18 protein-coding genes are annotated in these 20,585 nt (G+C 62.2%); 9 read left to right on the plus strand and 9 right to left on the minus strand.

The window, feature by feature from the left end; genetic code table 11:
- Positions 1-29 precede the first annotated feature (29 nt).
- From hflD to ACYCCG_RS11730, 4 genes are all read right to left on the minus strand, one after another.
- On the minus strand, positions 30-656 hold the full coding sequence (gene hflD, locus ACYCCG_RS11715) for a high frequency lysogenization protein HflD (RefSeq protein WP_010954818.1): 627 nt from the start codon (positions 654-656) through the stop codon (positions 30-32).
- Positions 653-1,777 carry a tRNA 2-thiouridine(34) synthase MnmA gene (gene mnmA / locus ACYCCG_RS11720; RefSeq protein ID WP_021782148.1) on the minus strand — a complete coding sequence of 375 codons (1,125 nt, stop codon included), beginning with the start codon at positions 1,775-1,777 and terminating at the stop codon, positions 653-655. The genes hflD and mnmA overlap by 4 nt, the downstream gene beginning before the upstream one ends.
- Before the next feature lie 59 nt (positions 1,778-1,836).
- Positions 1,837-2,277 carry an NUDIX hydrolase gene (locus tag ACYCCG_RS11725; RefSeq protein WP_176682273.1) on the minus strand — a complete coding sequence of 147 codons (441 nt, stop codon included), beginning with the start codon at positions 2,275-2,277 and terminating at the stop codon, positions 1,837-1,839.
- 202 nt (positions 2,278-2,479) lie between these two features.
- Positions 2,480-4,705, minus strand: a complete 2,226-nt coding sequence (locus ACYCCG_RS11730) for an NADP-dependent isocitrate dehydrogenase (protein ID WP_209967043.1) — start codon at positions 4,703-4,705, stop codon at positions 2,480-2,482.
- 413 nt (positions 4,706-5,118) lie between these two features.
- On the opposite strand from ACYCCG_RS11730, the gene icd reads away from it, so the two are divergent.
- Positions 5,119-6,375: an NADP-dependent isocitrate dehydrogenase gene (icd, locus tag ACYCCG_RS11735; RefSeq protein WP_176682275.1), complete on the plus strand. Its 1,257-nt coding sequence runs from the start codon at positions 5,119-5,121 to the stop codon at positions 6,373-6,375.
- Between the two features lie 71 nt (positions 6,376-6,446).
- Here the strand turns inward: icd and cspD are convergent, their stop codons facing one another.
- The gene (gene cspD, locus ACYCCG_RS11740) at positions 6,447-6,713 is read right to left on the minus strand and encodes a cold shock domain-containing protein CspD (RefSeq protein WP_176682276.1); all 267 of its coding nucleotides are present in this window, start codon (positions 6,711-6,713) and stop codon (positions 6,447-6,449) included.
- A 230-nt stretch (positions 6,714-6,943) separates the two neighbouring features.
- Here cspD and clpS point away from each other — a divergent pair, with 230 nt between their 5' ends.
- Positions 6,944-7,306 (plus strand): ATP-dependent Clp protease adapter ClpS, encoded by a 363-nt coding sequence (gene clpS, locus ACYCCG_RS11745; RefSeq protein WP_003251220.1) that lies wholly within the window; start codon positions 6,944-6,946, stop codon positions 7,304-7,306.
- Positions 7,307-7,336: 30 nt separating this feature from the next.
- The gene (gene clpA / locus ACYCCG_RS11750; RefSeq protein ID WP_012051826.1) at positions 7,337-9,607 is read left to right on the plus strand and encodes an ATP-dependent Clp protease ATP-binding subunit ClpA; all 2,271 of its coding nucleotides are present in this window, start codon (positions 7,337-7,339) and stop codon (positions 9,605-9,607) included.
- Positions 9,608-9,692: 85 nt separating this feature from the next.
- Here the strand turns inward: clpA and infA are convergent, their stop codons facing one another.
- From infA to aat, 3 genes are all read right to left on the minus strand, one after another.
- On the minus strand, positions 9,693-9,911 hold the full coding sequence (infA, locus tag ACYCCG_RS11755; protein ID WP_002553999.1) for a translation initiation factor IF-1: 219 nt from the start codon (positions 9,909-9,911) through the stop codon (positions 9,693-9,695).
- A 101-nt stretch (positions 9,912-10,012) separates the two neighbouring features.
- Complete coding sequence (locus ACYCCG_RS11760; protein WP_176682277.1) at positions 10,013-10,720, minus strand: arginyltransferase; 708 nt, start codon at positions 10,718-10,720, stop codon at positions 10,013-10,015.
- A gap of 56 nt (positions 10,721-10,776) precedes the next feature.
- Complete coding sequence (aat, locus tag ACYCCG_RS11765) at positions 10,777-11,457, minus strand: leucyl/phenylalanyl-tRNA--protein transferase (protein WP_339443065.1); 681 nt, start codon at positions 11,455-11,457, stop codon at positions 10,777-10,779.
- Between the two features lie 395 nt (positions 11,458-11,852).
- Between aat and ACYCCG_RS11770 the strand changes: the two genes are divergently transcribed.
- From ACYCCG_RS11770 to cysG, 6 genes are all read left to right on the plus strand, one after another.
- Complete coding sequence (locus ACYCCG_RS11770) at positions 11,853-14,345, plus strand: DNA translocase FtsK (RefSeq protein ID WP_176682279.1); 2,493 nt, start codon at positions 11,853-11,855, stop codon at positions 14,343-14,345.
- 62 nt (positions 14,346-14,407) lie between these two features.
- Positions 14,408-15,031 carry an outer membrane lipoprotein chaperone LolA gene (lolA, locus tag ACYCCG_RS11775; RefSeq protein ID WP_021782156.1) on the plus strand — a complete coding sequence of 208 codons (624 nt, stop codon included), beginning with the start codon at positions 14,408-14,410 and terminating at the stop codon, positions 15,029-15,031.
- Positions 15,032-15,043: 12 nt separating this feature from the next.
- Positions 15,044-16,369 carry a replication-associated recombination protein A gene (locus ACYCCG_RS11780; protein ID WP_339443064.1) on the plus strand — a complete coding sequence of 442 codons (1,326 nt, stop codon included), beginning with the start codon at positions 15,044-15,046 and terminating at the stop codon, positions 16,367-16,369.
- Positions 16,366-16,740 (plus strand): fluoride efflux transporter CrcB, encoded by a 375-nt coding sequence (crcB, locus tag ACYCCG_RS11785; RefSeq protein ID WP_176682282.1) that lies wholly within the window; start codon positions 16,366-16,368, stop codon positions 16,738-16,740. Before ACYCCG_RS11780 ends, crcB begins: the two co-directional genes overlap by 4 nt.
- Before the next feature lie 30 nt (positions 16,741-16,770).
- The gene (gene serS / locus ACYCCG_RS11790) at positions 16,771-18,051 is read left to right on the plus strand and encodes a serine--tRNA ligase (protein WP_101196159.1); all 1,281 of its coding nucleotides are present in this window, start codon (positions 16,771-16,773) and stop codon (positions 18,049-18,051) included.
- Entirely contained in the window at positions 18,052-19,443 is a 1,392-nt protein-coding gene (cysG, locus tag ACYCCG_RS11795; RefSeq protein WP_459670508.1) for a siroheme synthase CysG, read from the plus strand.
- Between the two features lie 119 nt (positions 19,444-19,562).
- Here cysG and ACYCCG_RS11800 read toward each other — a convergent pair whose 3' ends face one another.
- On the minus strand, positions 19,563-20,522 hold the full coding sequence (locus tag ACYCCG_RS11800) for a glutathione S-transferase family protein (protein WP_339535121.1): 960 nt from the start codon (positions 20,520-20,522) through the stop codon (positions 19,563-19,565).
- Positions 20,523-20,585 lie beyond the last annotated feature (63 nt).

The following is a 20,585-nucleotide window of genomic DNA, read 5'->3' on the forward strand; positions in this document are numbered from 1 at the left end:
CCCGCTCCCACAAAGGGCAGCCCAGCCCGTCAGTTGGGGCTGCGCATCATGTCGTACAGTTCGTTCAGCAACTTGCGCCGGCTGAACACCAGTTGCCAACGGTGCCCGCCCAGCTGCCGCCACAGTCGCGCGGCGCGGATGCCGGCCAGCAGCAGGGCGCGGATCTTCGAGGCGTTGTTGGGCTGCTGCAGGAAGCGCATGTCGCCGTGCACCTGGATGCGCTGGCGCAAGGTGCTAAGGGTGTCCTGGTACAAGGCTCCACTGGAAGCGATGACGTTTTCGTGAACCAGGCCGAAATGCTCGGCCTGCGACTGGATTTGCGGCAGGCGGTTGCCGATGGTGTCCAGCAGGTCGCCACGCTTGTTCAGCTGGCGCTCCAGGCCCAACATCGACAGGGCGTAGCGCAGCGGCTCGCGCTGCAGGCTGTTGGGGTCGCGCTCGAGGGCGCCGATCAGTGCCCGGTAGCCGTCGCGCAGGTTCAGGTCGTCACCGCCGAACACCTCCAGGGTGTCCTTGGGGTCGCGCACCAGCAGGCTGCCCAGCATGCAGCCGATATTGGCTTCACTGGCCTGGCCGGTGCGGGCGATGCGGTCGACCAGCACGGCGGCCTGGAATACACCACCCAACGCAATCAGCTGCTCCTGCAGGTTGCTCATGCGCGCGGGCTCCACGGCTCGGCAGCCTCGATCACGCCACCGCCCAGGCACACTTCGCCGTCGTAGAACACCACCGACTGGCCCGGCGTAACGGCGCGCTGAGGCTCGTCGAACACGGCGCGGTAGCCGCTGGCGGTGCGCTCCAGGGTGCATCGCTGGTCGCTCTGGCGGTAGCGCACCTTGGCAGTCAGCTGACGTGGGTTGCCGAGGTCGACCGGGTTGACCCAGAAAATTTCCGAGGCCAGCAGGGCGCGGGAGAACAGCCATGGGTGCTCGTTACCCTGGCCGACCACCAGCACGTTGCGAGCCAGGTCCTTGTGCAGCACGTACCACGGCTCGTCACTGGCATCCTTCAGGCCGCCAATGCCCAGGCCCTGACGCTGGCCGATGGTGTGGTACATCAGGCCATGGTGGCGGCCGATCACTTCACCTTCGGTGGTTTCAATGTCGCCCGGCTGGGCCGGCAGGTACTGCTTGAGGAAGTCGCTGAAGCGGCGCTCGCCAATGAAGCAGATGCCGGTGGAGTCTTTCTTCTTGGCGGTGGCCAGGCCGTGTTTTTCGGCAATGGCACGCACTTCGGGCTTTTCCAGTTCGCCGACCGGGAACAGGGTGCGGGCAATTTCCTGGCCGCCGACGGCGTGCAGGAAATAGCTCTGGTCCTTGTTCGGGTCCAGGCCCTTGAGCAGTTCGGTGAGCGCACCAGTATCGCGGCGGCGCACGTAGTGGCCGGTGGCGATCAGGTCGGCACCCAGTGACAGGGCGTAGTCGAGAAACGCCTTGAACTTGATTTCGCGGTTGCAGAGGATATCGGGGTTAGGGGTGCGGCCAGCCTTGTATTCCTCAAGGAAGTGCTCGAACACGTTGTCCCAGTATTCGGCGGCGAAGTTGGCGGTGTGCAGCTTGATGCCGATACGGTCGCACACGGCCTGGGCGTCGGCCAGGTCTTCACGGGCGGTGCAGTATTCGGTGCCGTCGTCCTCTTCCCAGTTCTTCATGAACAGCCCTTCCACCTGGTAGCCCTGCTCGATGAGCAGAAGGGCTGAGACGGAAGAGTCCACGCCGCCGGACATGCCGACGATGACGCGGGTCTTGGCGGGGTCTTTAAGTGCTGGGCTGGTCATGGGTACCGGTGTGTATCAAGGGGGAAAAACGCCGATTCTATCAAACCCGTGGCGCCGCGTCAGTCGCGTAGCAGGTCGAGGCTGTGCAGCGGGCCTTTGAGGTAGTCGTCAAGGCAGCGTGGCACCAGCTCGCTGCGCCAGCGAGTGGGGTCGGCCAGCAGTTCGTCGCGGGTCAGCCACACGGCGCGGACGATGTCGCTGTCCAGTGCCAGGTCGGCATGGTGGCGTACGGGGCGGGCGGCGAAGCACACGCGCTGGTAGGTCACGCCGTTGCTGGGGGCGGTGTACAGGTAGATGCCGACCAGGCCGATCAGCTCGACTTCCCAGGCGGTTTCTTCCAGGGTTTCGCGCAGGGCGGCCTGGGACAGGGTCTCGTTGGGTTCGAGGTGGCCGGCAGGCTGGTTGAAGACGTGCTGGTTGGCTTTGAATTCCTCGACGAAGAGGAACTTGCCTTCGTGCTCGACGATGGTCGCTACGGTGATGTGGGGTTGCCAGGTCATTTGCCATGTCCTTTCAGGTTGCCGGGACCGCCTTGCGGTCCTTCGCGGGCTCGCCCGCTCCCACAGGTGCAGTGCAGGTCTTGCTGGCAGCACCTTTCCTGTGGGAGCGGGCAAGCCCGCGAAGGGCTGCGCAGCGGCCCCGATCCAGAAAGCACAAACCCCGGTGCGTGGCCGGGGTTTGTGCTGTTACTTCAAGCGAACCTTACAGGGCAGCGATGGCGCTGTTCAGGGTCTGGCTCGGGCGCATCACCTTGGCGGTCAGCTCGGCATCCGGGGCGTAGTAGCCGCCGATGTCGGCTGGCTTGCCCTGAACGGCGTTGAGCTCGGCGACGATGGTCGCTTCGTTCTCGGCCAGGGTTTTTGCCAATGGTGCGAAGCGTGCCTGCAGGGCAGCGTCGTCCGTCTGAGCGGCCAAGGCTTCGGCCCAGTACAGGGTCAGGTAGAAGTGGCTACCGCGGTTGTCGATACCGCCGACTTTGCGCGACGGCGACTTGTTGGTGTCGAGGAACTTGCCGGTAGCCTGGTCCAGGGTGTTGGCCAGAACCTTGGCGCGCGGGTTGTCGTAGGTGTTGCCCAGGTGCTCCAGGGAGGCGGCCAGGGCCAGGAATTCACCCAGCGAGTCCCAGCGCAGGAAGTTCTCTTCAACCAGCTGCTGTACGTGCTTCGGAGCCGAACCGCCGGCGCCGGTTTCGAACAGGCCGCCGCCGCTCATCAGCGGCACGATCGACAGCATCTTGGCGCTGGTGCCCAGTTCCATGATCGGGAACAGGTCGGTCAGGTAGTCGCGCAGCACGTTGCCGGTCACCGAGATGGTGTCCTTGCCTTCGCGGATGCGGGCCAGGGAGAACTTGATGGCATCGACCGGTGCCAGGATGCGGATGTCCAGGCCGGTGGTGTCGTGATCTTTCAGGTACTGCTGCACCTTCTCGATCATGACGCCGTCGTGGGCGCGGGCCGGGTCCAGCCAGAACACCGCCGGGGTGTTGCTCAGGCGGGCACGGTTGACGGCCAGCTTGACCCAGTCCTGGATCGGTGCGTCCTTGGTCTGGCACATGCGGAAGATGTCACCGGCTTCAACGCTCTGCTCCAGTACCACGTTGCCCTTGCCATCGACCACGCGCACGACGCCGTCGGTGTTGATCTGGAAGGTCTTGTCGTGAGAACCGTACTCTTCGGCCTTTTGCGCCATCAGGCCAACGTTCGGCACGCTGCCCATGGTGGTCGGGTCGAAGGCGCCGTTGGCCTTGCAGTCTTCGATGGTGGCCTGGTAGATGCCGGCATAGCAGCGGTCCGGGATCACGGCCTTGGCGTCTTGCAGTTCGCCTGCGGTGTTCCACATCTTGCCCGAGTCACGGATCATGGCCGGCATCGAGGCGTCGACGATCACGTCGCTCGGCACGTGCAGGTTGGTGATGCCTTTGTCGGAGTTGACCATGGCCAGGGCCGGGCGCTCGGCGTACAGGGCCTGGATGTCGGCTTCGATCTCGGCCTGCTTGTCGGCTGGCAGGTCCTTGATACGGGCGTACAGGTCGCCGATACCGTTGTTGGCGTTGAAGCCTACTTCGGCCAGGGCAGCGGCGTGCTTGGTCAGCACGTCGTTGTAGAATTCTTCGACGATGACGCCGAACATGATCGGGTCGGAGACCTTCATCATGGTGGCTTTCAGGTGCACCGACAGCAGCACGCCGGCGGCCTTGGCATCGGCGATTTGCTCGGCGATGAAGGCTTTCAGGGCCTTGCGGCTCATGGTGGCGCAGTCGATGACTTCGGCGGCTTTGACGGCGGTTTTTTCTTTCAGCACGGTGGTGCTGCCGTCTTTGCCGACCAGCTCGATGCGCAGGCTGTCGTCAGCTTCGATCAGTGCGGCTTTTTCGCTGCCGTAGAAGTCGCCCTGGGTCATGTGGGCAACGTGCGACTTGGAGTCAGCGGCCCAGGCGCCCATCTTGTGTGGGTGCTTGCGGGCGTAGTTCTTGACCGACAGCGGCGCGCGGCGGTCGGAGTTGCCTTCGCGCAGCACCGGGTTCACGGCGGAGCCCTTGATGCGGTCGTAGCGGGCACGGGATTCTTTTTCTTCCGCGGTGGCCGGCTCGTCGGCGTAGTCAGGGATGTTGAAGCCCTTGCCTTGCAGTTCCTTGATCGCGGCTTTGAGCTGCGGTACCGAGGCGCTGATGTTCGGGAGTTTGATGATGTTGGCTTCAGGGGTGGTAGCCAGCTGGCCCAGTTCCGCCAGGTGATCGCCTACTTGCTTCTCTGCGCCCAGTTGCTCCGGGAAGGCGGCAAGGATACGGCCAGCCAGGGAAATGTCGCGAGTTTCGACAGCGATGTCAGCCGAGGCGGTGAACGCTTCGATGATCGGCAGCAGCGAGTAAGTGGCGAGGGCGGGGGCTTCGTCGGTGAAGGTATAGATGATCTTGGAACGGGTGGGCATGCGGGTTAACTCTCTGTGTGCTGAGCGTGCTCGAGTCTCGTGGTGCGCAGGGTAGGCGCATCGCCCTGGCAGCGCCATGAGCGGAAAGTCGAGAGGCTGCGAGCGGTGATGGTGGATGCATCAGTCGAGCGTCAAGTGCTGGGGTGCGGTAACAACCCAGGCTTAGTGGCCGTTGATGGCCTAGGGCGGTCCGCATTTCCTGGGATTCGCCCCGATGACCCTTCGGTCGCGGCGGAGTATACCAAACCATTTGGGCTAATCAGCAAGGCCAAGTGATATCGGCCCATTTATAAGACCAAAGACTAAGCGGCAATGCGGCGGGTTGTCGCATGCCTTGCAGGTCGGCAGATGTGGTTTAGGCTCAGTGGATCGCACGATGTCCAAACCACACCCGACAGCGGAGTAGTGCAAGCATGGGATACCAGAAAATCAAGGTTCCGACCGACGGCAGCAAGATCACCGTCAATGCAGATCATTCGCTTAATGTGCCTGATCATCCGATCATTCCTTACATCGAAGGCGACGGGATCGGCGTCGATGTCTCGCCGGTGATGATCAAGGTGGTCGATGCCGCCGTGGAGAAGGCCTACGGCGGCAAGCGCAAGATTGCCTGGATGGAGGTGTACGCTGGCGAGAAAGCCACCCAGGTATATGACCAGGATACCTGGCTACCGCAGGAAACCCTCGATGCCGTGCGTGATTACGTGGTATCGATCAAGGGCCCGCTGACCACCCCGGTCGGTGGCGGCATCCGCTCACTCAACGTAGCCCTGCGCCAGCAACTGGACCTGTATGTGTGCCTGCGGCCGGTGTTGTGGTTCCAGGGTGTACCGAGCCCGGTGAAAAAGCCTGGCGACGTCGACATGGTGATTTTCCGCGAGAACTCCGAAGACATCTATGCCGGCATCGAGTGGAAGGCCGGATCGCCCGAGGCGAACAAGGTGATCAAGTTCCTGAAGGAGGAAATGGGTGTCACCAAGATCCGCTTCGACCAGGACTGCGGCATTGGCGTCAAGCCGGTGTCGAAGGAGGGTACCAAGCGACTGGTGCGCAAGGCCCTGCAATACGTGGTGGATAACGACCGCGAATCGCTGACCCTGGTGCACAAGGGCAACATCATGAAGTTCACCGAAGGTGCCTTCAAGGACTGGGGCTACGAAGTGGCGCGTGATGAGTTCGGTGCTGAACTGCTCGATGGCGGCCCGTGGATGAAGTTCAAGAACCCCAAGACCGGCCGCGAGGTCATCGTCAAGGACGCCATTGCCGACGCCATGCTGCAGCAGATCCTGCTACGCCCGGCCGAGTACGACGTGATCGCCACCCTCAACCTCAACGGTGACTACCTGTCCGATGCCCTGGCGGCGGAAGTGGGCGGAATCGGCATTGCGCCGGGCGCCAACCTGTCCGACACCGTGGCCATGTTCGAGGCTACTCACGGCACTGCGCCCAAGTATGCCGGGCAGGACAAGGTCAACCCGGGCTCGGTGATCCTCTCGGCAGAGATGATGCTGCGCCACATGGGTTGGACCGAAGCCGCCGACCTGATCATCAAGGGTACCAATGGCGCTATTGCGGCCAAGACCGTGACCTACGATTTCGAGCGGCTGATGGACGGCGCCAGGCTGGTGAGCAGCTCAGGCTTTGGCGACGAAATGATCAAGCACATGTAAAGCAAGAGAAAACCGGCCGCCTCCTGTAAAGAAGCGGTCGGTTGTTTCGTATACCGGCACAGCGCAGGCAGTCAGGCTTTTGCGGTTTCGCTTTGCGGCTCGCCCAAGGATCTGGCAGCCTCTGCTGCTGCGGCCGCGGCATCCTTGATTTCGACGGCGTGCAAGCCTTTGGGGCCCTGGACGATGTCGAATACCACGGCCTGGCCTGCCTTCAGGGTCTTGTAACCGTCCATTCGGATGGCGGAATAATGGGCGAACAGGTCATCGGATTTACCTTCCTCATTGATGAATCCATAGCCCTTGGCATTGTTGAACCACTTGACTTTACCGCTTGCCATCCCTATGTCCCTCTGCAAAGGACTCCATCACTGGAGTATCATCCACTTCATCCGCATACGAACCTTGCGAAAAATCTGGTTGACTGCGCGGATCTTTATCGCCCACGGTGGGTTCTTATTGGTTGTAACACCGTTTTGCCGATAGTCAAGGTCACGCGGCGCCTGCGCTGGCGGTGGCCTGTGCAGTCAACCCGCAACCTTAACCTGACGCTCATGATGAAATTCTTTCCATGCATGCACCTAGTGAGATTCGACTAACATTCAATCAGGATCGCCCGCAATCGAATGAGGACGACGGCTCAGGTCTTGCAGTCCAGGAAGCCAAGCCGATCCTGCAGGCGCCACCGATGTACAAGGTGGTTTTGTTCAACGATGACTACACGCCAATGGATTTCGTCGTCGAAGTGCTCGAGACGTTCTTCAGTCTGAACCGCGAGCTGGCGACCAAGATCATGCTGACCGTCCATACCGAAGGGCGGGCAGTGTGCGGATTGTTTACCCGTGACATCGCCGAAACAAAGGCTATGCAGGTCAACCAATACGCCAGGGAAAGCCAGCATCCGCTACTCTGTGAAATCGAGAAGGACGGTTAATCGCCGACCACTTGGGTATGAGGTGAAGCTATGTTAAACCGCGAGCTCGAAGTCACCCTCAATCTTGCCTTCAAGGAGGCCCGTTCGAAGCGTCATGAGTTCATGACCGTCGAACATCTGCTGCTGGCACTCCTTGACAATGAGGCTGCCGCGACCGTTCTGCGCGCCTGTGGCGCCAATCTCGACAAGCTCAAGCACGACCTGCAAGAGTTCATCGATTCCACCACGCCGTTGATCCCTGTGAACGACGAAGACCGTGAAACCCAGCCGACCCTGGGCTTCCAGCGCGTGCTTCAGCGTGCCGTGTTCCACGTGCAAAGCTCTGGCAAGCGCGAGGTGACCGGCGCCAACGTGCTGGTGGCGATCTTCAGCGAACAGGAAAGCCAGGCCGTGTTCCTGCTCAAGCAGCAGAGCGTGGCCCGTATCGACGTGGTCAACTACATCGCCCATGGCATCTCCAAGGTGCCAGGGCATGGTGCGCAATCTGAAAGCGACCAGGACATGCAGGACGAAGAGGGCGGTGAAACCTCCTCTTCGAGCAACCCGCTGGACGCCTACGCCAGCAACCTGAACGAACTGGCCCGTGCTGGCCGTATCGACCCGCTGGTAGGTCGCGAGCAGGAAGTGGAGCGCGTGGCGCAAATCCTGGCCCGTCGGCGCAAGAACAACCCGCTGTTGGTGGGTGAGGCAGGCGTGGGCAAGACGGCCATCGCCGAAGGCCTGGCCAAGCGCATCGTCGATGGTCAGGTGCCTGACCTGCTGGCACAGAGCGTGGTGTACTCCCTCGATCTGGGTGCCTTGCTGGCCGGAACCAAGTACCGTGGTGACTTCGAGAAGCGCTTCAAGGCGCTGCTCGGTGAGCTGCGCAAGCGTCCGCAGGCCATCCTGTTCATCGACGAGATTCACACCATTATCGGTGCCGGCGCGGCGTCGGGCGGGGTGATGGATGCCTCCAATCTGCTCAAGCCGTTGCTGTCGTCGGGTGAAATCCGCTGCATCGGTTCGACAACGTTCCAGGAGTTTCGCGGCATCTTCGAGAAGGATCGTGCCTTGGCGCGTCGTTTCCAGAAGGTGGATGTCAGCGAGCCATCGGTCGAAGACACCGTGGGCATCCTGCGCGGCCTGAAAGGCCGTTTCGAAAGCCACCACAACATCGAGTACAGCGACGAAGCCCTGCGCGCCGCCGCCGAACTGGCCTCGCGCTACATCAATGACCGGCACATGCCTGACAAGGCCATTGATGTGATCGACGAGGCTGGTGCTTACCAGCGCCTGCAGCCGGAGGCCAATCGGGTCAAGCGCATCGATGTGCCGCAAGTGGAAGACATCGTTGCCAAGATCGCGAGAATTCCGCCGAAGCACGTCACCAGTTCCGACAAGGAGCTGCTGCGCAACCTTGAGCGCGACCTGAAACTGACCGTGTTTGGCCAGGACCAGGCAATCGACTCGCTGGCCACCGCGATCAAGCTGTCCCGTGCCGGCCTCAAGTCGCCAGACAAGCCGGTGGGTTCGTTCCTGTTCGCCGGCCCTACCGGCGTCGGCAAGACCGAAGCGGCGCGGCAACTGGCCAAGGCGCTGGGCGTGGAATTGGTGCGTTTCGACATGTCTGAGTACATGGAGCGTCACACCGTGTCGCGTTTGATTGGTGCGCCGCCGGGTTATGTCGGTTTTGACCAGGGTGGCTTGTTGACCGAGGCGATCACCAAACAGCCGCACTGCGTATTGTTGCTCGACGAAATCGAGAAGGCCCACCCGGAAGTCTTCAATCTGCTGCTGCAGGTGATGGATCACGGGACCCTGACCGACAACAACGGGCGCAAGGCCGACTTCCGTAACGTGATCCTGATCATGACCACCAACGCCGGTGCAGAAACCGCGGCGCGGGCGTCGATCGGCTTCACTCATCAGGACCACGCGTCCGATGCCATGGAAGTGATCCGCAAAAGCTTCACGCCAGAGTTCCGCAACCGTCTGGATACCATCATCCAGTTTGGCCGCCTGAGCACGGAGACGATCAAAAGCATCGTCGACAAGTTCCTTATCGAACTGCAGGCGCAGCTGGAAGACAAGCGTGTGCTGCTGGAGGTCAGCGATGAAGCGCGCGGTTGGCTGGCGGTGTCGGGCTATGACGTGCAGATGGGGGCGCGGCCAATGGCGCGGCTGATCCAGGACAAGATCAAGCGGCCGCTGGCCGAGGAGATCCTGTTTGGCGAGCTGGCCGAGCATGGTGGCGTGGTGCATGTCGACCTGCGCGATGGCGAACTGGTGTTCGACTTCGAAACCACGGCTGAGGTCGCGTGATGTGCAGGGGCTGCCTTGCAGCCCCTGCAATTTCTTGAGGCACAAAAAAGCCCGGCACCTGGCCGGGCTTTTTCATGGCTTGAGCTTAGCGCGCACGGTAGGTGATGCGGCCCTTGCTCAGGTCGTACGGCGTCAGCTCGACGCGGACCTTGTCGCCAGTGAGAATACGGATGTAGTTCTTGCGCATCTTTCCGGAGATGTGCGCGGTTACGACGTGCCCGTTTTCCAACTCCACGCGGAACATGGTGTTGGGCAGGGTGTCGACGACAGTACCTTCCATTTCGAAGCTGTCTTCTTTCGACATGCAGTTGAGCCCTCGGATCCAGTGTTAGCCCGACGCATATCCGCACCGGGCAAAAAAGTGGCGTGGATTATGCCGGAAAACTGCGTGTCAAGCCAATGCTTTCAGTTGAGGGTGACCCAGCGCTGGTTTATCAGCAACTCGATGGGGCGGTACTGCGTCTTGTAGTTCATCTTCTTGCAGTTCTTGATCCAGTAGCCCAGGTAAACCGCCTCCAGGTCCTGGCGCAGCGCTTCGGTGATCTGCCAGAGAATGGCGAAACGGCCAAGGCTGCGGCGCTCCTCGTCCGGCTCGTAGAAGGTGTACACCGCCGACAGGCCATTGGGTAGCAGGTCGCACACTGCCACCGCCATCAACCGGCCTTCCAGGCGAAACTCGTAGAACCAGCAGAACGGCAGGTCGCGCACCAGGAAGGTGGAGAACTGATCGCGGCTGGGCGGGTACATGTCGCCGTCGGCGTGGCGCGTTTCGATATAGCGCCGGTACAGCTCGAAATACTCTTCCCTGAACGCCGGGCGTGCTGCGGTTACGGTCAGGTCGGCGTTACGCTTGAGAATGCGCCGCTGCTGGCGGTTGGGGATGAAGCGCGCCGCCGGGATGCGCGCCGGCACGCAGGCATTGCAGTTCTGGCAGTGCGGGCGGTACAGGTGGTCGCCACTGCGGCGAAAGCCCATTTCCGATAAATCGGCGTAGACATGCACGTCCATCGGCTGGCTGGGGTCGAGGAACAGCGTGGTCGCCTGCTCCTCCGGCAGGTAGCTGCAGGAGTGGGGCTGAGTGGCATAGAACTTCAACCGCGCCAACTCTGTCATGATCAACCCCTTCGGTGAGACTTTGAGTTAAGTGTAAGCCAGCTACGGGAACTCGCCTAGGCAACCCATGAAGCGCTATTGGGCTGGTCAAGGTGGTGTGCCAGGTAGCTGGCGAACTCGGCACGGCTGATGGCGTGGGCGCCCAGGCTGTGCAGGTGGTTGGTGGGCATCTGGCAGTCGATAAGCACGAAACCGGCGTCTCGCAGGTGGTTGACCAAGGTTACGAAACCGACCTTGGAGGCGTTGTCGGCGCGGCTGAACATCGATTCGCCAAAGAACAGCCGGCCCATGGCCAGGCCGTACAGGCCCCCAACCAGTTCGCCATCCTGGCGAACTTCAACCGAATGGGCGATGCCACGGCGGTGCAGTTCGCAGTAGGCGTTGCGCATGGTGTCGGTGATCCAGGTGCCGTCAGCGTAATCGCGCGGCGCGGCGCAGGCGGCGATCACGGCCGGGAAGTCGGTGTCGAAACTGACCTGGTAGCGGCCTTGGCGCATCAGCTTGGCCAGCGAGCGCGAGACATGCAACTGGTCAGGCAGCAACACCGTGCGCGGGTCAGGTGACCACCACAGGATCGGCTGGCCGTCCTGGTACCACGGAAAGCAGCCGTGGCGATACGCCTGCACCAGGCGCTCGGGGCTCAGGTCACCGCCGGCGGCCAGTAGGCCGTTGGGGTCGTGCAGCGCCTTTTCCAGGGGGGGGAAGGTCAGCGAGTCGCGGGTCAGCCAGGTGAGCATGGTCTATCGTGCGGTGGGGGAGGGGAGAGGGCAGCATGGCTTGGGTCAAAAGCGGGGTCAATCTCTTTGGGTGCCTCAACGCCGGAGCGGTCCCCTGCACAAGGCTACCCCTACAGAGGGGCACGGCAATTTAGGCAATTTCCTACACATTCATCAAACCGCAGGCACCATCGGCTACATTTGCTGTCACACCTGTGCAAAAACACAGCATAAGCCTTTGTCACGAAAGAAAATGCGTGCTCAAATTGCAGCTATACGAATTCGCCTCCGGCCAAACCCCCATACGGCGTGCCGCCATGGCGGCTGGCGGGCAGTAATGTTAAAAGTAGTGGTTCGTTGGTCGCGCAGCGGCCGATCACTATTGGACGCGCACCACGCGCAGGAATAGACGCGTTTTGAAGAAATCCACCGCAACTCCAGCTCCATTGCCTGTGCCACTGTGGCGGCAGCAGCTGCATTATCGCCTCAAGGAAGGTGCGTTGATCGCTGTCGGCGCCCTGTGCCTGTACCTGTGGATGGCGCTGCTGACCTACGACACCTCGGACCCGGGCTTCAGCCACACCAGCAACGTCGACCAGGTGCAGAATGCAGCCGGGCGTGCCGGTGCCTACTTCGCCGACATCCTGTTCATGGTGCTGGGTTACTTCGCCTATATTTTCCCGCTGCTGCTGGCGGTCAAGACCTGGCAGATTTTCCGCGAACGCCACCAGCCGTGGGATTGGAGCGGCTGGCTGTTCTCATGGCGGCTGATTGGCCTGGTGTTCCTGGTGCTGTCTGGGGCGGCGTTGGCGCATATCCACTTTCACCCGTCAGCCGGCCTGCCGTTCTCCGCCGGTGGTGCGCTGGGCGAAAGCCTGGGTGACCTGGCGCGCAATCTGCTGAACGTGCAGGGCAGCACGCTGATGTTCATTGCCCTGTTCCTGTTCGGCCTGACCGTCTTCACCGACCTGTCGTGGTTCAAGGTGATGGACCTGACCGGCAAGATCACCCTCGACCTGTGCGAGCTGGTGCAAGGGGCTGCCACCCGCTGGTGGGAAGCGCGCAACGAGCGCAAGCGCCTTGAGGCGCAACTGCGCGAGGACGAACCGGTGTTCAAGGCCGCGCCGATGGCTGCCGAGAAGCGCGAGCCGGCCAAGCCTTCGCTGCGCGAGCGCATCCTCAAGCGTGAAGAAAAAACCGCCCAGCCGGTTGAGCCGACCCTTGCACGCGAACCGATTGTACCGCCGCGTGAAACGGCGTCTGAGGCATTGGCGCCGCGTGAAACCGTGGTGCCCCGCCAGCAGCACCCAGCGCCCACCATTGTGCCGCCGTCAGCCGCCAGGGCGCCGGAGCCGAGCAAGCGGGCGATGAAGGAAAAGCAGGCGCCGCTGTTCGTCGACAGCGCCGTGGAGGGCACCTTGCCTTCGATTTCCATTCTCGACCCGGCTGAACAGAAGAAGATCGAGTATTCGCCAGAATCCCTGGCCGGCGTCGGCCAGTTGCTGGAAATCAAGCTCAAGGAGTTCGGTGTGGAAGTGGCGGTGGATTCGATCCACCCCGGCCCGGTGATTACCCGTTACGAAATCCAGCCGGCCGCAGGCGTGAAGGTCAGCCGCATCGCCAACCTGGCCAAGGACCTGGCGCGTTCGCTGGCCGTGACCAGTGTGCGAGTGGTCGAGGTCATCCCTGGCAAGACCACAGTGGGTATCGAGATACCCAACGAAAACCGCCAGATGGTGCGCTTCTCCGAAGTGCTGGCCACGTCGCAGTATGACGAGCAGAAATCGCCCGTCACGTTGGCGCTGGGCCATGATATCGGCGGCAAGCCGGTGATCACCGACCTGGCCAAGATGCCCCACCTGTTGGTGGCCGGTACGACCGGTTCCGGTAAGTCGGTGGGTGTGAACGCGATGATTTTGTCGATCCTGTTCAAGTCCAGCCCGGAAGACGCGCGGCTGATCATGATCGACCCGAAAATGCTTGAATTGTCGATCTACGAAGGCATTCCGCACCTGCTGTGCCCGGTGGTCACCGACATGAAGGACGCCGCCAATGCCCTGCGCTGGAGCGTGGCCGAGATGGAGCGGCGCTACAAACTCATGGCGGCCATGGGCGTGCGTAACCTGGCCGGTTTCAATCGCAAGATCAAGGACGCCCAGGAGGCTGGCGAAATCATCCATGACCCGCTGTATCGCCGTGAGAGCATGGACGATGAGCCGCCTGCGTTGAAAACCCTGCCGACCATCGTGGTGGTGGTGGACGAATTCGCCGACATGATGATGATCGTCGGCAAGAAGGTCGAGGAACTGATCGCCCGTATCGCGCAGAAGGCACGGGCGGCCGGTATTCATCTGATCCTCGCCACCCAGCGCCCGTCGGTGGACGTGATCACCGGCCTGATCAAGGCCAACATCCCGACCCGTATGGCGTTCCAGGTGTCGAGCAAGATCGACTCGCGTACCATCATCGACCAGGGCGGTGCCGAGCAGTTGCTGGGCCATGGCGACATGCTGTACATGCCGCCGGGCACCAGCCTGCCGATCCGTGTACACGGCGCATTCGTGTCCGACGACGAAGTGCACCGCACGGTAGAGGCGTGGAAGCTGCGTGGCGCCCCGGACTACAACGACGATATCCTCAACGGCGTCGAAGAAGCCGGTAGCGGCTTTGATGGCGGCGGCGGTGGTGGCGACGGTGACGATGCCGAAACCGACGCTCTGTATGATGAAGCGGTGCAATTCGTGCTCGAGAGCCGTCGTGCCTCCATTTCTGCCGTGCAACGCAAGCTGAAGATCGGCTACAACCGTGCCGCGCGCATGATCGAGTCGATGGAGATGGCCGGCGTTGTCACCCCGATGAACAGCAACGGCTCGCGGGAAGTGATAGCCCCGGGCGGCCCGCGCGACTGATGAACACCCTGTCGGGCGCCAACGGTGGCGTCCGGCCTTTTCAACGCTCAATGAGGATTCCCATGCGCGCGATTCGCATGCTGTTGGTTTCTGCCCTGACCCTGGGCTCGGTTACTGCTTATGCCGGTGAGCAAGACGTACAGCGCCTGACGCAGCTGCTGGAAAAGTCGCAGACCATCGAGGCCAACTTCTCGCAGCTGACCCTGGGCGCCGATGGCGTCAGCCTGCAGGAAACCTCGGGCAAGATGACGGTCAAGCGCCCAGGCCTGTTCTACTGGCATACCGATGCGCCGCAGGAGCAAGTGGTGGTGTCGGATGGCAAGAACGTCACCCTGTGGGACCCGGACCTGGAGCAGGCCACCATCAAGAAGCTCGACGTGCGGCTGAACCAGACCCCAGCCCTGTTGCTGTCCGGTGATGTGTCGAAGATCAGCCAGAGCTTTGACATTGCGTCCAAGGAGCAGGGTGAAGTGATGGACTTCACCCTCAAGCCAAAGACCAAGGACACCCTGTTCGACTCGCTGCGCGTGTCGTTCCGCAAAGGCCTGATCAACGACATGCAACTGATCGACAGCGTCGGCCAGCGCACCAACATCCTGTTCAATGGCGTCAAGGCCAACCAGGCGGTGCCGGACAGCAAGTTCAAGTTCGACATCCCCAAGGGCGCGGACGTGATCAAGGAGTAACCAGAGCTCGCCATGGACCTGTTTCGAAGCGAACCCGTCGCCCAGCCCCTGGCCGCCCGTCTGCGCCCCTCCAGCCTGGACGAGTACGTCGGCCAGGAGCACCTGCTGGCGCGCGGCAAACCGCTGCGCGAGGCGCTGGAACAAGGTGCGCTGCATTCGATGATCTTCTGGGGCCCTCCCGGGGTCGGCAAGACCACGCTGGCGCGGTTGCTGGCGCAGTTCTGCGATGCGCACTTCGAAACGGTGTCGGCAGTGCTGGCCGGGGTGAAAGAGATCCGCCAGGCGGTGGAGGTGGCCAAACAGCAGGCTGGCCAGTATGGCCGTCGCACCATCCTGTTCGTTGACGAAGTGCACCGCTTCAACAAGTCGCAGCAGGACGCCTTTTTGCCCTATGTGGAAGACGGCACCCTGCTGTTCATCGGCGCCACCACCGAGAACCCGTCGTTCGAGCTGAACAATGCGCTGCTTTCGCGGGCGCGGGTGTATGTGCTCAAGAGCCTGGACGAAGCGGCCCTGCGCAAGCTGGTCAACCGTGCGCTGACGGAAGAGCGTGGCCTGGGCAGGCGCAACCTGCGGGTGGGCGACGACGCCTTCAAGATGCTGATGGCCGCCGCCGACGGCGATGGCCGGCGCATGCTCAACTTCCTCGAGAACGCCTCGGACCTGGCTGAAGACGGCAGCGAGATCGACGTCGAGATGCTGCAGAGCCTGCTGGGTGACAGTCGCCGCCGTTTCGACAAGGGCGGCGAGGCGTTCTACGACCAGATATCCGCGCTGCACAAGTCGGTGCGCGGCTCCAACCCCGATGGCGCCCTGTACTGGTTTGCACGCATGCTCGACGGCGGCTGCGATCCGTTGTACATCGCTCGCCGTGTGGTGCGCATGGCCAGCGAGGACATCGGCAACGCCGACCCGCGTGCGCTTAGCCTGTGCCTGGCAGCCTGGGATGTGCAGGAGCGCCTTGGCAGTCCCGAGGGCGAGTTGGCGGTGGCCCAGGCCATCACCTACCTGGCCTGTGCGCCCAAGAGCAACGCGGTGTACGTGGGCTTCAAGACTGCCCTGCGCGAAGCGGCCGAGCATGGTTCGCTGGAGGTGCCGTTGCACCTGCGCAATGCCCCGACCAAACTGATGAAGCAGTTGGGCTATGGCGACGAGTACCGCTATGCCCACGATGAACCCGACGCCTACGCTGCTGGTGAGGATTACTTCCCCGACGAGATGGAGCCACGCCAGTACTATCAGCCGGTGCCCCGTGGCCTGGAGCTGAAAATTGGCGAGAAGCTGCGCCACCTGGCCGATCTCGACCGCAACAGCCCCCGCCAGCGGAGAAAATCATGATTGCACTTATCGCCGCGGTCAGCGCGGGTGGTATCGCCGGTACCTTGTTGCGCTTTGCTACCACCAACTGGGTGGCGGCCCACTGGCCACGGCACTTCTATGTCGGTACGCTGGCGGTCAACCTGGTTGGCTGCCTGCTGATCGGCTTGCTCTATGGCCTGTTCTTGCACAAGCCGCTGGCGCCGGTTGAGTTGCGCGCCAGCCTGATTGTCGGCTTTCTCGGTGGCCTGACGACCTTTTCCTCCTTCTCGCTCGATACCGTGCGCCTGATGGAAAGCGGGCAAGTGCCCCTTGCCTTGGGCTATACCAGTATCAGCGTGGTGGGCGGGCTGCTCGCAACCTGGGCTGGCTTGTCCCTGACCCGATTCTGAACCAACACCTACACATAACGAGAGAACGATATGCTCGATTCCAAACTGTTACGCGGCCAACTTCAGGAAGTGGCGGACCGCCTGGCCTCCCGTGGCTTCAGCCTGGATGTCGCGCGCATCGAATCACTGGAAGAGCGCCGCAAGGCGGTGCAGACCCGCACCGAACAACTGCAGGCTGAGCGTAACGCCCGTTCCAAGTCCATCGGCCAGGCCAAGGCCAAGGGCGAAGACATCGCCCCGCTGATGGCTGACGTCGAGCGCATGGCCAACGAACTGACTGCCGGCAAGGCCGAGCTGGACGCCATTCAGGCCGAGCTGGATGGCATCCTGTTGACCATTCCCAACCTGCCGGACGCCAGCGTACCGGTCGGTGCCAGCGAGGACGACAACGTCGAAGTGCGCCGTTGGGGCACGCCGAAGGCGTTCGACTTCGAAATCAAGGACCATGTGGCCCTTGGTGAAATCAGCGGTGGCCTGGACTTCGAAGCGGCTGCCAAGCTGTCCGGCGCCCGTTTTGCTGTGCTGCGTGGTCCGGTTGCCCGTCTGCATCGCGCCCTGGCGCAGTTCATGATCAACCTGCACACCGGCGAACATGGCTACGAGGAACACTACACCCCGTACATGGTGCAGGCCCCGGCGCTGCAGGGTACCGGCCAGTTGCCGAAGTTCGAGGAAGACCTGTTCAAGATCACCCGTGAAGGTGAGGCAGACTTCTACCTGATCCCGACCGCCGAAGTGTCGCTGACCAACCTGGTGGCGGGTGAAATCCTCGACGCCAAGCAGTTGCCGCTGAAACTGGTTGCCCACACCCCATGCTTCCGCAGCGAAGCCGGCGCGTCCGGCCGTGACACCCGCGGCATGATCCGCCAGCACCAGTTCGACAAAGTCGAGATGGTGCAGGTGGTAGAGCCGGCCAAGTCGATGGAAGCCCTGGAAGGCCTGACTGCCAACGCCGAGCGTGTGCTGCAGTTGCTTGAGCTGCCATATCGCGTGCTGGCCCTGTGCACTGGCGACATGGGCTTTGGTGCGGTGAAAACCTACGACCTGGAAGTGTGGGTGCCAAGCCAGGACAAGTACCGCGAGATCAGCTCGTGCTCCAACTGTGGTGACTTCCAGGCGCGCCGCATGCAGGCTCGCTGGCGCAACCCGGAAACCGGCAAACCAGAGCTTGTACACACGCTCAACGGTTCCGGTCTGGCCGTAGGCCGTACCCTGGTTGCGGTGCTGGAAAACTACCAGCAGGCCGACGGTTCGATCCTGGTGCCGGAAGTGCTGAAACCGTACATGGGCGGCGTCGAGGTCATCCGCTAAATGGATTACCTGCCGCTGTTCCACAAGCTACAGGGCGGCCGTGTGCTGGTCGTCGGTGGCGGTGAGATCGCCTTGCGCAAGGCGCGCCTGCTGGCCGATGCCGGCGGCGTGCTGCGCGTGGTGGCGCCGGACGTCGACGGCCAGTTGGCCGCGTTGGCCCGGGAAGGTGGCGGTGAGGTGCTGGTGCGTGGCTATCGGGCTGCTGACCTGGTCGGTTGCCGGCTGGTGATCGCGGCGACTGACGACCCTGGGCTGAATGCTCAGGTGTCGGCCGATGCGCAGGCCCTTAGCCTGCCGGTCAATGTGGTGGATGCGCCGGCCTTGTGTACGGTGATCTTCCCGGCGATCGTGGATCGTTCGCCGCTGGTAATTGCTGTTTCCAGCGGCGGTGACGCCCCGGTACTGGCGCGCCTGATTCGAGCCAAGCTCGAGGCGTGGATCCCTTCGGCCTATGGTGAGCTGGCCGGGCTGGCGGCACGCTTCCGGCACAAGGTCAAATCCCTGTACCCGGACGTCAACCAGCGTCGAGGCTTCTGGGAGACCGTATTCCAGGGGCCGATCGCCGAGCGTCAGCTGGCCGGGCAGGGTGCTGAAGCCGAACGTCTGTTGCAGGCGATGGTAGACGGCGCACCGGTGCAGCAGGGTGGTGAGGTGTATTTGGTTGGTGCAGGCCCGGGTGATCCGGACTTGCTGACCTTCCGTGCCTTGCGCCTGATGCAGCAGGCCGACGTGGTGCTGTACGACCGCCTGGTTGCGCCCGCCATCATCGATATGTGTCGTCGTGATGCCGAGCGCATCTATGTAGGCAAGCGCCGCGCTGACCATTCTGTGCCGCAGGACCAGATCAACCGCCTGTTGGTCGACCTGGCCCGGCAGGGCAAGCGGGTGCTGCGCCTGAAGGGTGGCGACCCGTTCATCTTCGGTCGGGGCGGCGAAGAGATCGAAGAGCTGGCCGAGCATGGCATTCCGTTCCAGGTGGTGCCGGGTATTACTGCGGCCAGCGGCTGCTCCGCGTATGGCGGCATTCCGCTGACTCACCGTGATTACGCCCAATCGGTACGCTTCGTCACCGGGCACCTCAAGGATGGCACCAGCAACCTGCCGTGGAATGACCTGGTGGCGCCGGCGCAGACCTTGGTGTTCTACATGGGGTTGGTGGGCTTGCCGACCATCTGTGCCGAGCTGATTCGCCATGGGCGTGCCGCGAGCACCCCGGCGGCGTTGGTGCAGCAGGGGACCACGCGTAATCAGCGAGTGTTCACCGGTACCTTGGCGGACTTGCCAGACCTGGTGGCCCGGCATGAGGTGCATGCGCCGACCCTGGTGATTGTGGGGGAGGTGGTGCAGTTGCGTGACAAGCTGGCCTGGTTCGAAGGTTCACAGAACAGCTGAAATCGTTGGGGCCGCTTTGCGGCCCATTGCAACACGAGTCCGCTCCCACATGTCCCTGGAATTGCACGGTCCTTGTGGAGCCTTGTGTCGCGAAGGGCTGCAAAGCAGCCCCGGCTTTCTCAAGCCTGCCAAATCCCTTTGCCCACCAACCGCTCTCGATCATGCGGCAAACCAAAGTGCTGCAAAGGCCCTTTAGGCACAATCCCGTTCGGGTTGATGGTCTTGTGGCTCATGTAATAGTGCTTCTGGATATGCTCCATGTTCACCGTACCCGCCACCCCAGGCCACTGGTACAGCTCACGCAGCCAGTTCGACAGGTTGTGGTAGTCGCTCAGGCGGCGCAGGTTGCACTTGAAGTGCCCGTGGTACACCGCATCGAAGCGCACCAATGTAGTGAACAGGCGTACATCAGCCTCGGTCAGGTACTCACCCGCCAGGTAGCGATTGCGACCTAGCAAGGCTTCCAGGTAATCCAGCTCGTTGAACACATCGTCAAAGGCAGCCTCGTAAGCGTCTTGCGTGGTGGCAAAGCCTGCGCGGTACACACCGTTGTTCACCGCTGGGTAGATACGCTCGTTCAGTGCTTCGATAGTCGGGCGCAGCGATGCGGGGTAAAGGTCCAGGGTATTGCCAGTCAGCTCGTTGAACGCGCTGTTGAATATGCGGATGATTTCTGCAGACTCATTGTTGACGATGCGCTTCTCTTTCTTGTCCCACAGCACTGGTACCGTCACGCGCCCCGTATAGTGCGGGTCATCCTGCGTATAGCGTTGGTGCAGGTACTGCAGGGCGTCGAGGTGGTCCCCGCTGGAGCCTTGCTGTTGGTCGAAGGTCCAGCCATGGTCCTGCATCAGCCAACTGACCACCGACACGTCGATCAATGGCTCCAGGCCTTTCAGCGCACGAACGATCAGGGTGCGGTGGGCCCATGGGCAGGCCAGCGACACGTACAGGTGGTAGCGGCCTGCCTCGGGGGCGGGCAGCTGATTGCGGCGCTGGGCGTTCTCTCGCTTGAACGTGCCGTCCTTGCCGTTTTCATACCACTGGTCGTGCCAGCGACCGTCGATCAATAGGCCCATGGTGAGCTCCTGAAACAAAGTTGTTTGTCGTTGGAGCCCAGTCTAGGGAAAAACGTTCGAAGA

The sequence above is a fragment of the Pseudomonas sp. VEM90 genome (assembly GCF_054611535.1).

What these genes read in the sequence shown, in the direction of transcription:
- hflD (WP_010954818.1), bottom strand. Translation starts at nt 656, where the DNA reads ATGAGCAACCTGCAGGAGCAGCTGATTGCGTTGGGTGGTGTATTCCAG.
- mnmA (WP_021782148.1), bottom strand. Translation starts at nt 1,777, where the DNA reads ATGACCAGCCCAGCACTTAAAGACCCCGCCAAGACCCGCGTCATCGTC.
- ACYCCG_RS11725 (WP_176682273.1), bottom strand. Translation starts at nt 2,277, where the DNA reads ATGACCTGGCAACCCCACATCACCGTAGCGACCATCGTCGAGCACGAA.
- ACYCCG_RS11730 (WP_209967043.1), bottom strand. Translation starts at nt 4,705, where the DNA reads ATGCCCACCCGTTCCAAGATCATCTATACCTTCACCGACGAAGCCCCC.
- icd (WP_176682275.1), top strand. Translation starts at nt 5,119, where the DNA reads ATGGGATACCAGAAAATCAAGGTTCCGACCGACGGCAGCAAGATCACC.
- cspD (WP_176682276.1), bottom strand. Translation starts at nt 6,713, where the DNA reads ATGGCAAGCGGTAAAGTCAAGTGGTTCAACAATGCCAAGGGCTATGGA.
- clpS (WP_003251220.1), top strand. Translation starts at nt 6,944, where the DNA reads ATGCATGCACCTAGTGAGATTCGACTAACATTCAATCAGGATCGCCCG.
- clpA (WP_012051826.1), top strand. Translation starts at nt 7,337, where the DNA reads ATGTTAAACCGCGAGCTCGAAGTCACCCTCAATCTTGCCTTCAAGGAG.
- infA (WP_002553999.1), bottom strand. Translation starts at nt 9,911, where the DNA reads ATGTCGAAAGAAGACAGCTTCGAAATGGAAGGTACTGTCGTCGACACC.
- ACYCCG_RS11760 (WP_176682277.1), bottom strand. Translation starts at nt 10,720, where the DNA reads ATGACAGAGTTGGCGCGGTTGAAGTTCTATGCCACTCAGCCCCACTCC.
- aat (WP_339443065.1), bottom strand. Translation starts at nt 11,457, where the DNA reads ATGCTCACCTGGCTGACCCGCGACTCGCTGACCTTCCCCCCCCTGGAA.
- lolA (WP_021782156.1), top strand. Translation starts at nt 14,408, where the DNA reads ATGCGCGCGATTCGCATGCTGTTGGTTTCTGCCCTGACCCTGGGCTCG.
- ACYCCG_RS11780 (WP_339443064.1), top strand. Translation starts at nt 15,044, where the DNA reads ATGGACCTGTTTCGAAGCGAACCCGTCGCCCAGCCCCTGGCCGCCCGT.
- crcB (WP_176682282.1), top strand. Translation starts at nt 16,366, where the DNA reads ATGATTGCACTTATCGCCGCGGTCAGCGCGGGTGGTATCGCCGGTACC.
- serS (WP_101196159.1), top strand. Translation starts at nt 16,771, where the DNA reads ATGCTCGATTCCAAACTGTTACGCGGCCAACTTCAGGAAGTGGCGGAC.
- cysG (WP_459670508.1), top strand. Translation starts at nt 18,052, where the DNA reads ATGGATTACCTGCCGCTGTTCCACAAGCTACAGGGCGGCCGTGTGCTG.
- ACYCCG_RS11800 (WP_339535121.1), bottom strand. Translation starts at nt 20,522, where the DNA reads ATGGGCCTATTGATCGACGGTCGCTGGCACGACCAGTGGTATGAAAAC.